The organism is Microbacterium fluvii (assembly GCF_025515205.1).
GTDB classification, from domain to species: Bacteria; Actinomycetota; Actinomycetes; order Actinomycetales; family Microbacteriaceae; genus Microbacterium; species Microbacterium fluvii.
Window position 1 is genome coordinate 1,078,852 of record NZ_JAOPFX010000001.1, and the last position, 13,610, is coordinate 1,092,461.

General features: G+C 70.1%; 11 protein-coding genes and 1 other RNA gene. 6 read left to right on the forward strand and 6 right to left on the reverse strand.

The annotated features are described in order from the left end of the window. The first annotated feature begins 72 nt into the window (after positions 1 to 72). Together OAW74_RS04970 and OAW74_RS04975 are read left to right on the forward strand one after the other, a co-directional pair. The gene (locus OAW74_RS04970; RefSeq protein WP_262873218.1) at positions 73 to 795 is read left to right on the forward strand and encodes a zinc ribbon domain-containing protein; all 723 of its coding nucleotides are present in this window, start codon (positions 73 to 75) and stop codon (positions 793 to 795) included. After that, the gene (locus OAW74_RS04975; protein WP_262873219.1) at positions 762 to 2,504 is read left to right on the forward strand and encodes a bifunctional 3'-5' exonuclease/DNA polymerase; all 1,743 of its coding nucleotides are present in this window, start codon (positions 762 to 764) and stop codon (positions 2,502 to 2,504) included. The genes OAW74_RS04970 and OAW74_RS04975 overlap by 34 nt, the downstream gene beginning before the upstream one ends. A 35-nt stretch (positions 2,505 to 2,539) precedes the next feature. Here OAW74_RS04975 and OAW74_RS04980 read toward each other — a convergent pair whose 3' ends face one another. Together OAW74_RS04980 and OAW74_RS04985 are read right to left on the reverse strand one after the other, a co-directional pair. Beyond that, complete coding sequence (locus OAW74_RS04980) at positions 2,540 to 4,309, reverse strand: DUF4012 domain-containing protein (protein WP_262873220.1); 1,770 nt, start codon at positions 4,307 to 4,309, stop codon at positions 2,540 to 2,542. Then, complete coding sequence (locus tag OAW74_RS04985) at positions 4,306 to 4,941, reverse strand: cell wall protein (protein WP_262873221.1); 636 nt, start codon at positions 4,939 to 4,941, stop codon at positions 4,306 to 4,308. The genes OAW74_RS04980 and OAW74_RS04985 overlap by 4 nt, the downstream gene beginning before the upstream one ends. A 127-nt stretch (positions 4,942 to 5,068) precedes the next feature. Between OAW74_RS04985 and rnpB the strand changes: the two genes are divergently transcribed. Continuing rightward, positions 5,069 to 5,429: RNase P RNA component class A (rnpB, locus tag OAW74_RS04990), an RNA gene on the forward strand. 21 nt (positions 5,430 to 5,450) lie between these two features. Here rnpB and ppgK read toward each other — a convergent pair. Continuing rightward, positions 5,451 to 6,215: a polyphosphate--glucose phosphotransferase gene (gene ppgK / locus OAW74_RS04995; RefSeq protein WP_262873222.1), complete on the reverse strand. Its 765-nt coding sequence runs from the start codon at positions 6,213 to 6,215 to the stop codon at positions 5,451 to 5,453. Between the two features lie 85 nt (positions 6,216 to 6,300). Here ppgK and OAW74_RS05000 point away from each other — a divergent pair, with 85 nt between their 5' ends. The 3 genes from OAW74_RS05000 to OAW74_RS05010 are packed head-to-tail and all read left to right on the forward strand — an operon-like array spanning position 6,301 to position 10,863. Next, entirely contained in the window at positions 6,301 to 6,516 is a 216-nt protein-coding gene (locus OAW74_RS05000; protein WP_262873223.1) for an SPOR domain-containing protein, read from the forward strand. After that, complete coding sequence (gene glnA, locus OAW74_RS05005; protein WP_262873224.1) at positions 6,516 to 7,853, forward strand: type I glutamate--ammonia ligase; 1,338 nt, start codon at positions 6,516 to 6,518, stop codon at positions 7,851 to 7,853. The genes OAW74_RS05000 and glnA (OAW74_RS05005) overlap by 1 nt, the downstream gene beginning before the upstream one ends. A gap of 13 nt (positions 7,854 to 7,866) precedes the next feature. Beyond that, complete coding sequence (locus OAW74_RS05010; protein ID WP_262873225.1) at positions 7,867 to 10,863, forward strand: bifunctional [glutamine synthetase] adenylyltransferase/[glutamine synthetase]-adenylyl-L-tyrosine phosphorylase; 2,997 nt, start codon at positions 7,867 to 7,869, stop codon at positions 10,861 to 10,863. Positions 10,864 to 10,929: 66 nt separating this feature from the next. Here OAW74_RS05010 and glnA (OAW74_RS05015) read toward each other — a convergent pair whose 3' ends face one another. The 3 genes from glnA (OAW74_RS05015) to OAW74_RS05025 all read right to left on the reverse strand — a co-directional run bounded on the left by glnA (OAW74_RS05015) (position 10,930) and on the right by OAW74_RS05025 (position 13,573). Beyond that, positions 10,930 to 12,354: a type I glutamate--ammonia ligase gene (glnA, locus tag OAW74_RS05015; protein WP_262873226.1), complete on the reverse strand. Its 1,425-nt coding sequence runs from the start codon at positions 12,352 to 12,354 to the stop codon at positions 10,930 to 10,932. Positions 12,355 to 12,456: 102 nt separating this feature from the next. Then, positions 12,457 to 12,861 carry an RDD family protein gene (locus tag OAW74_RS05020; RefSeq protein WP_262873227.1) on the reverse strand — a complete coding sequence of 135 codons (405 nt, stop codon included), beginning with the start codon at positions 12,859 to 12,861 and terminating at the stop codon, positions 12,457 to 12,459. A gap of 1 nt (position 12,862) precedes the next feature. Further along, entirely contained in the window at positions 12,863 to 13,573 is a 711-nt protein-coding gene (locus OAW74_RS05025) for a DUF4191 domain-containing protein (RefSeq protein ID WP_262873228.1), read from the reverse strand. Positions 13,574 to 13,610: the final 37 nt, after the last annotated feature.

Here is a 13,610-nt window from a genome sequence, read left to right on the forward strand (position 1 = left end):
TTGAATGCTAGCGGCGGCACGTGCCCGACGTCACCCCTTCGAGCCGTCCGGAGCCCAGGGTAGGTTGGAATGGTGAACGCCAGTCCCGACGACCAGCGTCGACTCCTCGACGTCGCCGCTCTCGATGCCCGCATCCGCACGGCGGACCACGCCAGGAAGAACCCGCCGCAGGCGGCGCGCGTGCAGGAGCTTCTCGCGCGGCGGCAGGAGCTCTCGCAGGAGCTGTCGACCCGACTCGGAGCGCGCGACGATCTGCGCGCGGATCTGGCCCGCCTGGAATCCGATGTCGCCGTCGTCGAGGCGCGCAGCGCGCGCGACTCCGAGCGCCTCGCCTCGTCGAGCAACGTCAAGGAGGCGCAGGGGCTCGAGAGCGAACTGGCATCGCTGGCCCGCCGCCGCAGCGATCTCGAAGACTCCGAGCTCGAGATCATGGAGCACCTCGAGACGGCCGACGCCGCCGTCGCCGAGCAGGAGGGCCTGATCGCCGAGACCAACGCCGAGGGCGCCGAGCTGAGCGCGGCCGCCAAACGCGTCGTCGCCGAGGCGAACGCGACGTGGGAGGCGGCGACACGCGACCGGGCCGCCGTCGCCGGCGAGGTGCCGGCTGACCTCCTCGCCCTCTACGACAGGCTCGCCGTGCGCAGTGCGGGCGCAGGGCTGCTGCGCGGCAGCACGTGCGAGGGGTGCCACATGGTGCTCTCGGGCACCGACCTGGCGACCCTCCGACAGACCGCCCCGGATGCCGTGGCCACCTGCCCCGAATGCGGCTGCATCCTCGTGCGCGCGGGGGAGTAGCGACGTCTGTCCGACCGGTCTGGGTCGCGCTGGGCCGTGACGGCGCATCGATCATCGTCGCCGAGCTCGGAGCCGACGCTCAGGAGCTGACCAGGCGCTCGTGCGCGCCCGAGCAGCTCGCGGGAGTCGTCGCCGAGCTGGAGGGCGAAGCGGCGCCGCGATGGGTGCTGGGCGACACCGTGCAGTGGCAGCCAGGACTGCTCGCTGCGGGCGTGCGCATCTCGCGCTGTCATGACCTGCGGCTGTGCCATGCGATCCTGCGCGACAGCGCGTGGGTCGAGGATGCGGCGCTGTCCGCGCACACCGAATGGGATGCGGCGGCGATCGGTGACGCCGAGGGCCCGCAGACGCTGTTCGACTGGGACGACGCCGCCGCGGGGCCGGCGGGCCCGCCGCAAGGCATCGACGAGGTGCTCGCGGAGTTCGCACGGCAGCGCACGGCGGTGGAGGACTCCAGCCAGACCGGGCGTCTGCGTCTGCTGCTGGCGGCCGAGTCGGCGGGTGCCCTGATCGCGGGTGAGCTGCGGGCGGCCGGGCTCCCGTGGGACGTCGCGGAGCACGATCGGCTGCTGCGCGGGGAGCTGGGCGATCCACCCGTCGCCGGTGGCAGACCGGCGCGCATGATGGAGCTCGCCGCCGAGGTGCGCGCCGCGCTGGGTGATCCCGCGCTGAGTCTTGACTCTCAGCCGAAGCTCCTTCGGGGGCTGCATCGGGCGGGAGTGCTCGTCGAGTCGACCAGCAGGTGGGAGCTGCGGGAGCAGCAGCATCCGGCGATCGCGCCGCTGCTGGAATACAAGAAGCTCTCGCGGCTGTTCAGCGCGAACGGGTGGGCGTGGCTCGACGAATGGGTCGTCGACGGCCGCTTCCGCCCTGTCTACGTGCCGGCCGGGGTCGTCACGGGGCGATGGGCGTCGTCGGGGGGAGGAGCCCTGCAGATCCCGAAGCTGCTGCGGGGCGCGATGCGTCCCGACCCCGGCTGGCGGCTCGTCGTGGCCGACGTCGCCCAGCTCGAGCCGCGCATCCTCGCGGCGATGGCGCGCGACCCGGCGCTGGCCGCCGCCGCCAGAGGCCGCGACCTGTATGCCGGCATCGTCGACACCGGCGCGGTCACGACGCGCGCCGAGGCCAAGATCGCGCTGCTGGGCGCGATGTACGGGGCGACGACCGGCGACAGTGGACGACTCGTGCCGCGGCTGCGCCGATCGTTTCCCCGGGCGATGGCGCTCGTCGACGACGCGGCGGCCACGGGGGAGCGGGGCGGCAGCGTGACGACGTGGCTCGGACGCAGCTCTCCCGAGCCGTCCGCGGGGTGGGCTCAGGCGCAGGCGGCCGCCGGCCGCGTCGGAGCCGATGCTGCCGAAGAGGTGCGGGCGCGTCGCAGAGCGCGGGACCGAGGGCGATTCACCCGCAACTTCATCGTGCAGGGCACCGCCGCCGAGTGGGCACTGGCCTGGATGGCCGATCTGCGCGCCCGCCTCGCCGCGATGCCGGCGGTGGCCGAGGAAGGGGCGGCGCACCGCTCCGGCCCGGTGTTCGCCCGACGGGCCCACCTCGCGTTCTTCCTGCACGACGAGGTCATCGTGCACACCCCCGCGGAGCAGGCGGATGCTGTCGCCACCGCGCTCGCCGAAGCCGCGGCATCCGCCACGGGACTGCTGTTCGGCGAGATTCCGCTGGACTTCCCGCTGGACGTCGAGGTCGTGGACTGAGACGCCGTCGACACGCGGACGGGCTCGGGCGAAGCTCACCCGCAGGCGACCGTCGCGCCGAGATCGACGGCGGGAGTCGAGATCAGCGGAGTGTGCAGGATCTGCGGATCCACGGCACCGGCCGCCGCGCTGACGAAGCGGAACTCCACGGCGGCGGACTCGCCGGGTCGAAGCGTCACGCGCGCCATGCTGGTGGGGAACCCCGCCTCGTCGACGTCGGCCGACAGCGCCTGGTCGCCGTCGATGCGCACGCCGGCGAAGTAGCTGCCCGCGGGGGCTGCGACGGCGACGTTGGTGGCGATGAGGCCGGCCGGCGTGCCGAACCGCCCACCGCCGGTCATGCTCTTGGTCAGCGACGTCGCGGCGTCTTCCGGTGCTGTGCTGGTCAGCTCCACCGTGACGGCGACCTCGGCCAGCCCGTCTGCGCGGCACTGAGCTGCTCCCGCGGTGATGGACACGTCGAGGAGACTGTCCATCTTCGATCCGGTGGCGTCGTTGAGGTAGACGGCGTAGGCGTCGTCGCCGGCCAGTCGATGGCGTGCGCTCGGTCCGCCGAGCACGGTGTCGGCGAAGACGGACTGCGCCGTCGGATCGGCGCTCCACACCGAGACGCGTCCTTGCGCGACCGGGTCGGCCAGGGCGCGGCCCCAGACGACGGGATCGATGCCCTCGGTCAGCAGCTGCTCGAAGATCGCCCTGGTCACGTGCTGCTGGAAAGCGGTCTGGGCGGCGGGGTCGGCCCTCGTGTAGGGGTCGATCAGCAGGCGCTTCACCAGGTTCTCGGCGGTGATCTTCGACCCGTCGTCGAGGGTCACCGGGCCGGTCGCGGCCAGCAGGCTCTTGAGGACGAGCGGATCCATCGACACGACGGCATCGGGTGCGGTGCCGGTATGGGCCTTCCACCACTGCGCGGCGAGACGGCCTGTCACCTCGAAGTCCGACGTGATCGACACGTTCTGCACGAAGCGGGCGACGTCGTCTCCGTACATGGCTGCCACACTGTCGGGCAGACTCACCAGGGCGGCCGATTCCTTCGGGAAGCGGCTCGAGTCGGCCTGGCCCGTGATCTCCAGATGACCGTCGTCGGCGCTCAGCAGCACGAAGGATCCGGTGGCGCCGCCGCCGGTGCGCAACTCCGCATTGTTCTGCAGCATGAGCAGGATCTCGCGCTCGCCGTCGGCTCCGAGCATGGCCGGCAGCACGTCGGTGACGGCGGCGAGCTGCTGGGCGGCGGGTGCCGCGGTGGTGACCACCTGCTGCATCCGCGTGACGCCGTCGGCGACGGGCGAGAGCAGCTCGTCCGGCTCGATCCCGCTCATGGCGTGCTGCGCCGTCGCGAGCGCGTCGGCGGCATCGGCCACGATGACGTGCGCCTTCGCCAGGGCGTCGAGGTCGATCGCCTCGTCGCCGGGGGAGGCCGGTTCGGCGAGCAGCTCGCCGAGCGGCACGAGGGCCGCGTCGCTGATCGCATCGACCTGGGTCGCCACGATCCGTACGGCGGTGAAGTTGGCGCCGAGCAGCGGAAGGGCCTGAAGCACTCCCCAGGTCGGGTCATTCGCGGCGTCCGCCGCGGCGCGGGCATCGTCGCTGATCTGCGACACCGCCGTGGCGATCCCGGAGGAGTCGCCCGCGCGCGCGGCCGTTGTCGCATCGTCGACGGCTGTCGACAGTGCGGCGACGCTGCGCTGCGCGACCCACGCCCGAGACGCCGCCCACGCGAACCCGGCGATCAGCGCGACCAGCATCGCCCCGCTCAGCAGCAGGGCGATGCCGGTCGTGCGATCGCGTTCGGCGCCCGGCGTCACCGCTGAGCGCGACGCGGCCTGGCCAGTGCGAGCCCGACGCCCACCAGCGCGATGACCCCAGCGAAGGCTGCCACGTTCACGAACGGGAAGTCCGATCCGGTGGCGGGCAGCTCTTCAGAGGCCGACAGCACCGCAGGCATCGCGGCGCACTCCGGAGTGGCCGGCGGATAGGCCAGCGGCACCTCCTTCGTCGGGTTCACCGACAGCACGGCCGTCACGTCACCGCGTGTCCAGGCGTAGTTGTCCGATGTCTCGACCCACGCGCCGTTCTCGTACGCCCAGCCCGGCCACCCCGTCGGATTGCCCGATGCGTCGACGCTCGCCCCCGGCCACAGCACGCGGCCCGACAGCTGATTGTCGACGAGCGTTCCCAACGGCAGCGTCACGCTGTGCGTGGCGTCGCTGATGATGAGACTCGCCGTGTGACCGGTGGCCAGATCGTCCGGATCGACGAGCTCGACGTCGTAGAAGATCCACGGAGCGTCTTTGATGCACTCGCCGACCGCGGTCGAACCACCCAGCGTCGGCTGCTTCGGCTCGTCCGGTGTGTAGTGATCGTCAGCGTTGGCAGCGGCAGCGCCGCCGAACGCAAGGAAAGCCGTGAGCGCGAGCACGGCAATAGTTCTGCGCATGATTCCCCCCAGTGCGACTCGGCGACGATCCCCATCGTCTTCCGGTCGTGGACTGAGGCTACATCATCCGAGCCGAGGGCGGTATACCGCAGATGCTGTGTGTCGCGGATTAGGATCGAGATGCGAATGGGTCGGCTGGACGGTCGCGTTGCGGTACGCCGCACCGAGGAACGTCCGGGCTCCACAGGGCAGGGCGGTGGGTAACACCCACCCGGAGCGATCCGCGAGACAGTGCCACAGAGAGCAGACCGCCGCGGCTTCGGCTGCGGTAAGGGTGAAAGGGCGGTGTAAGAGACCACCGGGATCGTGGTGACACGATCCGCACGGCAAACCTCGCCCGGAGCAAGGCCAGACAGGGGATGATGACGCGGCCCGCCGAGTCCCCGGGTAGGCCGCTGGAGCGGCACGGCAACGTGTCGCCGAGAGAGATGACCGTCCACGGGGCTGCGGCCCCCGGACAGAACCCGGCGTACAGGCCGGCCCATTCGCCTTCTCGCCCGACGACGACCTCAGTCGGCGGCCAGCGCCGCTGCGCCGATGATGCCCGCGTTGTTGCGGTGCACGGCCGGCACGATCGGGGTGTTCAGCTGCAGCAGCGGCAGGAACTCGTCGGCGTGCTTGGAGACCCCGCCGCCGACCACGAACAGGTCGGGGCTGAAGAGGAACTCGATGTGGCTGTAATACCACTGCAGCCGCTTGGCCCACTTCTTCCACGTCAGGTGATCGCGCTCCATCGCCGAATAGGCGGCGTAGGCCTCCGCATCCCGACCGTGCCGCGCGCGCTGCACGTGGCCGAGCTCCGAGTTGGGGATCAGGACGCCGTCGTAGAGCACTGCGGTGCCGATGCCGGTGCCGAGAGTGGTCAGAATCGTCAGGCCCGCCTTGCCGCGCGCGGCGCCGTAGCGCACTTCGGCGATGCCGGCGACATCCGCGTCGTTGGCGAAGTGGATCTTGCGGCCGAGCCCCTCGGTGAAGAACCTCTCGGCTTCGAACCCGATCCACCGGTCGGAGACGTTGGCCGCCGACAGCGTGCGCCCGCCCTTGACGATCGCGGGGAAGGCGACCCCCAGCGGGATCGAGTGGTCGTCGCCGACGCCGAGGCGGTCGAGCACTTCGCGCACGGCCGCCAGCACGTCGTCGGGCTCGGCGCCCTCGGGGGTGGAGACCTTGACACGATCGCTGACCAGCACGCCCTCGGCGAGGTCGACGATCCCCGCCTTGATGCCCGTTCCGCCGATGTCCACCCCGACTGCGCGCGTGCTCTGCGATGCCATGGCCCCAGCCTATCCAGCACTGCGCCGGCGATCAGTAGGATCGAAGCATCCGTACCCGAGGGTGCGGCAGCGACAGGAGACGGGCGTGACGAGCGACAGCGAGAAGTACTGGTACAACCTCTCGACCGGCCAGGTCGAGAAGGGGTTCGAGTCGCCGGCGATCGACCGTGCCGGTCCCTTCGACACCGCCGAAGAGGCAGCCAAGGCGCCCGAGGTGCTCAAGGAGCGTTCGCGCGCCTGGGCGGAGGAAGATGCACGAGACGACGCCTGGGGTTCCGAGACCGCAGGGGAAGGGCAGTGATGGACAAGCAGCGTGACTTCGTGCTGCGCACGATCGAGGAGCGTGGGGTCAAGTTCGTCCGGCTGTGGTTCACCGACGTGATCGGCACCCTCAAGTCGGTCGCGATCGCTCCCGCCGAGGTCGAAGGCGCCTTCAGTGAGGGAATCGGCTTCGACGGGTCGGCCATCGAAGGCCTCACCCGCTCCTACGAGTCGGACCTGCTCGCCCACCCCGACCCGACGACCTTCCACACGCTCCCCTGGCGCGGCGAGATCGATCCGACCGCGCGGATGTTCTGCGACATCACGACGCCCGACGGACAGCCGGCTGTGGCCGACCCGCGGCACGTGCTCAAGCGCGCGCTCAACAAGGCCGCCGACGCGGGCTTCACGTTCTACACGCACCCCGAGATCGAGTTCTACCTGCTGAAGTCGTCGAGCTACGGCCCCGAGGGGCCGGAGCCGGTCGACTCGGCGGGGTACTTCGACAACGTGCCGGGAGGCACGGCGCACGACTTCCGCCGTCGCTCGGTGCGGATGCTGGAAGACCTGGGCATCTCGGTCGAGTACAGCCACCACGAGGGCGGCCCCGGCCAGAACGAGATCGACCTGCGTTACGCCGACGCCCTCGCCACGGCCGACAACATCATGACCTTCCGCACGGTCGTCAAAGAGGTCGCCATCGAGCAGGGCGTCTATGCGACGTTCATGCCCAAGCCCCTCAGCGGCAAGCCGGGAAGCGGCATGCACACGCACATGTCGCTCTTCGAGGGAGACCGCAATGCGTTCTTCGAAGAGGGCGGCCAGTATCAGCTGTCGAAGGTCGGCCGTCAGTTCATCGCGGGCCTGCTGACGCACGCCAGCGAGATCTCGGCGGTGACCAACCAGTTCGTCAACTCCTACAAGCGGCTGTGGGGAGGGGACGAGGCCCCGAGCTTCATCTGCTGGGGGCACAACAACCGCTCCGCGCTCGTGCGTGTGCCGATGTACAAGCCCAACAAGGGCCAGTCCACGCGCGTCGAATACCGCGGGCTCGACTCCGCCGCCAACCCGTACCTCGCCTTCGCGCTGCTGCTGGCCGCGGGGCTCAAGGGAATCGAAGAGGGGTACGAGCTCCCGCCGGAGGCGGAGGACAACGTGTGGTCGCTCACCGACAGCGAGCGCCGTGCGCTGGGCTACGCACCCCTGCCGGCGAGCCTGGACCATGCGCTGGAGTTCATGGAGGAATCGGAGCTCGTGGCCGAGACCCTCGGCGAGCAGGTCTTCAACTACGTGCTGCTGAACAAGCGGCGTGAGTGGGCCGAGTACCGCAGCCAGGTGACGCCGTTCGAGCTGAAGAGCAACCTCGAGATGCTCTGAGCCTCCGGCTGCGATGAGCGAACGCACCTCGGCACGCACCGACCTGGCCAGGCTGGGCTTCGGCGACAGCGCCCGCACCGACGAGCTGCTGTCCGAGCTCGAGGAGTCGACCGGTCTCGGCCGTGCCGCGCTGCTCGCCGACGTCGTCGCCGCGGCCGATCCCGACGGAGCGCTGGCGTCGCTCGCGCGCATCGCGCGGCGCGACGCCGAGCCCGTCGCGCGCCTGTTCGCCCACGCCCAGGGGCGCAGGGCGATGTGGGCGCTGCTGGGCGGCTCGGAGGGCTTCGGCGCGTTCTATCTGCGGCATCCGCGCGAACTCGACGATCTCGTCGACGCCGGCACCGCACTGCCGTCGCGGCAGGAGCTGACCGACGAGCTGCTCGACGCGGTGGGCGCCGTCGACGGGTTCGCCGCGGTCGCCGACGAATCGGCGTGGGTGGCGCTGCGGGTGCGCTATCGGCGGCTGCTCGCCCGCATCGCGGCCTTCGACCTGCTGCACCCCGCGCCCGTCGAGATCGTGCCGTCGGTCGCCGCTCGGCTCGCCGATGCCGCGGGAGCGGCGCTGGAGGCCTCGCTCGCCGTCGCGCGGGCCCGCGTCGCAGGCGGCGGTGCAGGGGTGGGGCTGTTCCCTCACGAACAGGTCGCCGCCACGAGGCTCGCCGTGATCGGCATGGGCAAGACCGGCGCGCGCGAACTCAACTACGTGAGCGACGTCGACGTCATCTTCGTCGGGGGAGCAGACGACGCCGTCGCCGAAGAGCTCGGCGAGAGTCGGGTCATCGACATCGCCACCCGCCTGGCCGTGCAGACGATGCGGGGTCTGTCGGGGGTGGAGGTCGAACCGCCGCTGTGGGAGGTCGATGCGAACCTGCGCCCGGAGGGCAAGCAGGGCGCCCTCGTGCGTACGCTCGATTCGCACGTCTCGTACTACGAGCGGTGGGCGAAGAGCTGGGAGTTCCAGGCCCTCCTGAAGGCCCGCCCGATCGCGGGCGACTCCGAGCTGGGCGAGGCCTACATCGCGGCGGTGCAGCCGAAAGTGTGGACCAGCGCCGCGCGCGAGAACTTCGTCGACAGCGTGCAGCGCATGCGCGAGCGGGTCACCGAGCACATCCCGGCCGCCGAGGTGCCGTTCCAGATCAAGCTGGGCCCCGGCGGCATCCGCGACATCGAGTTCACGGTGCAGCTGCTGCAGCTCGTGCACGGCCTCTCCGACGAGGGCATCCGCCAGCGGGGCACGCTGGAGGCCCTCGACGCGCTGGTCTCCGAAGGCTACATCGGGCGGGCGGATGCGGCGGCCTTCGCCCATGATTACCGCGTGCTGCGGCTGCTCGAGCATCGCGGTCAGCTGCGCCGGCTCAGCCGTACGCACCTCATGCCTGACGACGACGACGCGCTGCGGGTGCTCGCCCGCTCGACGCGCCTGGCCGACTCGGGCGCCGGCGTGTTCGCGGTATGGGAGGCGACCAAGCGCGAGGTGCGCGACATCCATGTGCGGCTGTTCTACCGCCCCCTGCTGTCTGCGGTGGCGGCGCTGCCGGCCGAAGAGCGCGCGCTGTCGACCGAGCAGGCCCACGACCGGCTCGCGGCGATCGGATTCACCGATGCCGCGGGCGCCCTGCGTCATATCGCCGCCCTCACCAGCGGCCTCAGTCGCAAGGCGACGATCCAGCGCCATCTCATGCCGGTCATGCTGCGGTGGTTCGCCGACGGCGTCGACCCCGACTACGGTCTGCTCGCATTCCGGCGCATCAGCGAGCGGCTCGGCGACACCCCGTGGTTCCTGCGGATGCTGCGCGACTCGTCGGCGGCGGCCGAGAGTCTCACGCGGGTGCTGTCGGGGTCGCGCTACGTGGGCGAGCTCATGGAGTGGATCCCCGAGTCGGTGGCCTGGCTCGACGATCCCGACCTGCTGCGGCCGCGCTCGGGGCGTGTGCTGCAGGAGGAGGCCAGGGCGATCCAATCGCGGCACGAGACCACGGTCGAGGCGATGCGCGCCGTGCGCGCGCTGCGGCGACGCGAGCTGCTGCGCACCGCGATGGCGGCTCTGCTGACCGAGATGACGATCGAGCAGCTCTCGGCATCCCTCACGACAATCACCGAGGTGACGATCCAGGCGACCCTGCGCGCCGTGCGCCGCGAGGTCGTGCCGCCGCAGGACGCGGCGCTCGATTTCTCGGTCATCGCGATGGGCCGCTTCGGCGGCGCCGAGCTCGGCTTCGGGTCGGATGCCGATGTCATGTACGTCTACGAGGCCAACGGCATCGAGCCAGAACGCGCGCACAACCTCGCGCTGCAGCTGGTCGCCGGGCTGCGCACGCACTCCGAGGACCATCGGGTGCCGCTGGACCTCGACGCCGATCTGCGACCGGAGGGCCGCAACGGCCCGCTCGCACGCTCGCTCGATTCGTTCGCGGCCTACTACGGTCGCTGGTCGCTCTCGTGGGAGGCGCAGGCGCTGCTGCGGGCGCGGGGGATCGCGGGCAGCGTCAAGCTCATCGAGAAGTTCACCGAACTCGCCGACCGGGTGCGCTACCCGGCTCAGGTGCAGCTGCAGGATCTGCGCGAGATCAAGCGCATCAAGGCTCGCGTCGAGAATGAGCGACTCCCGCAGGGGGTCGACCCCGCGCGCCACCTCAAGCTCGGGCCCGGCTCGCTCAGCGACGTCGAGTGGCTCGTGCAGCTGCTCCAGCTGGAGCACGGGGCACGCGTGCCGGGGCTGCGCACCACCTCGACGCTGCACGCCCTCGCCGCCGCGCAGGAGGCCGGGCTCATCCCGGAGTCGTCGGCCGCGCGGCTGTCGGACGCGTGGCGTCTGTCGAGCCGTCTCCGGTCGGCCAACACGCTGCTATCGGGGCAGACCAGCGACGTGCTGCCGCCCGATCGTCGGAAGCTCGACGGCATCGGACGCCTGCTGGACTATCCGCCGCGCTCCGCCACGCGCGTGGAGGAGGACTACTTCGGGGCGACCCGGCGCGCCCGGCGTGTGTTCGAGAAGCTCTTCTACGGGTGAGACCGGCAGCAACGGGAAGAGCCCCGGGGATCCCCCCGGGGCTCTTCCTTCGCGGATGCTGGAACGTCAGACCCCGAAGTAGAGCTCGTACTCGAACGGGTGCGGGCGCGCTGCCAGCGGCTTGATCTCGTTCTCGATCTTGTACTCGATCCAGGTCTCGATCAGCTCGGGCGTGAACACGTTGCCCCGGGTGAGGAACTCGTTGTCCGCGCGCAGGGCCTCCAGCGAGTCCAGCAGCGAGTTCGGAACCTGCGGGATGTTCTTGGCTTCCTCGGGCGGGAGCTCGTAGAGGTCCTTGTCGACCGGCTCGTGCGGCTCGATGCGGTTGATGATGCCGTCCAGGCCCGCCATCATCTGCGCCGCGAAGGCCAGGTAGGGGTTCCCGGAGGCGTCGGGCGCGCGGAACTCGATGCGCTTGGCCTTGGGGTTGGTGCCGGTGATCGGGATGCGGATCGCCGCCGAGCGGTTGCCGGCCGAGTACACCAGGTTGACGGGAGCCTCGTAGCCCTTGACCAGGCGCTTGTACGAGTTGAGAGTCGGGTTGGTGAACGCGAGCACCGCGGGAGCGTGGGCGAGGATGCCGCCGATGTACCAGCGGGCGATGTCGGACAGACCGCCGTAGCCCTTCTCGTCGTAGAAGAGGGGCTTGCCGTCGAGCCACAGCGACTGGTGGGTGTGCATGCCCGAGCCGTTGTCGCCGAAGAGGGGCTTGGGCATGAAGGTCGCGACCTTGCCCCACTGGTCTGCCACGTTCTTGACGATGTACTTGAACTTCAGGATGTCGTCGGCCGCGTGCACCATCGTGTCGAAGCGGTAGTTGATCTCCTGCTGGCCGCCGGTGCCGACCTCGTGGTGGGCGCGCTCGAGGATGAGGCCCGACTCGATGAGGTGGAGGCTGATGTCGTCGCGCAGGTCGGCGGTCTTGTCGACGGGCGCGACGGGGAAGTAGCCGCCCTTGTAGGGCGTCTTGTTGGCGAGGTTGCCGCCCTCTTCGGTGCGGCCGGAGTTCCAGGCGCCTTCCTCGGAGTCGACCGAGTAGAAGCTCGCGTTCTGCTTCACCTCGTAGCGCACGTCGTCGAAGATGTAGAACTCGGCCTCGGGGGCGAAGAACGCGGTGTCGGCGATGCCGGTGGAGGCGAGGTACTTCTCGGCCTTCTTGGCGACCTGGCGCGGATCCTTCGCATAGATCTCACCCGTGCGCGGGTTGTAGATGTCGAAGACCATCACGAGGGTCTTCGCCTCGCGGAACTGGTCGAGGTAGCCGGTGGAGACATCCGGGATCAGCTGCATGTCCGACTCGTGGATGTTCGCGAAGCCGCGGATCGACGAGCCGTCGAAGAGCTGGCCGACGGTGAAGAACTCCTCGTCGACGGTCGAGGCGGGAATGTTGAAGTGCTGCTGCACACCAGGAAGATCCGTGAAGCGGATGTCGAGGAACTTGACGTCCTCGTCCTTGATGAACTTGAGCACCTCGGATGAATCTTTGAACATGGAGTCTCCAAGATCGGGTGGGTACGGCTCGCTGCGGAGCGGGCTGGTCAGCACGCTATCGGGGAGGCATTGCCCCGCAGTATCCCCTCTGTTTCCGGCATGTTACGCACGCAGCAGAACGGTGCCGGAAGCCTTGTCGTGAAGCCCGCGCTGATCGGCGTCCCAGATCACGGCAGGAATCACGATGATCAGCAGCAGAGTGCGCACGAGGGGACGCCACGGGCCCACCCACGCGCCGTCGAGGCGCACGAGCTTCATTCCCATGAGCCGATGCCCTGGGCTGCCCTGCAGCGTCGGCAGGAAGACGACCTGGATGAGAGCGAAGATGGCGAGGATCGCCATCGAGTCCCACGCGAAGAAGCCCGAGATCAGGTAGGCGGCGCCGTAGTCGATGAACAGGGCGCCGACTCTTCGGCCCAGCCGCCCGATCGAGCCGCTGCCGTCGGCGGGCAGCCCGAGTCGCTCGCCGGGGTAGGCGCTCGCATCCGTCGTCACGTCGGAGGTCACGTCACCGAGGGCGGGGCGCGCGTGCCTTGGTCGGGTCGATCCCCTTCGGGATCGGCAGCGACGTCAGCGACTGCGAGACCGAGTCGATGCGCTTGATGACGGCGGCCATGGTGCCGCGGTCGATGGTCTTCTTGATGGACTTGATCGTCGGGGCGAGCTTGGAGATCGGCACCTCGTCGTCGCCGTGGCCGACATAGAGCACGGTGACCGGCACACCCGATGCCACGCGCTGGACCTTCGCACGCTCGTCGTTCACGAGCCGCGTGAGGCGCCCGCGCGCGCCCTCGCCGACGATCACCACTCCGCCGCGGCCCACGGCGCGGTAGACGGCCTCCTGGGTCTTCGGGTTGATGCCGACGGGCATGTCGGAGGCCTGCCAATTGCGCCCGAGCGACGACGACAGCACGTGGCCGGCGGCGCCGGGCATGCCGTCGATCTTGCGGTACATCGCGCTCGTCGACAGGCGGGTCATGAGCATGAGCGAGCCCAGGACGCCGGCCATGAGACCCGTGACGCCCCACAGGATGATGCTCCACAGGGCGATCGGCGGGATCACGAACCCGACGCCGACACCCGCGGCGATGCCCAGCAGCACGATGCCTGCCAGGGCGAACGGCAGCCAGCGATAGGCCTCGCGGGTGAAGGTGAAGAGGGTGCGGATCTGCGAGAAGAAGCCGGGCCGCTTCTCCGGCGCGGTACTGCGTGCTGCCATGCCCTCCAGCCTACCCGGCGCCGGTGCAGGAGATTCT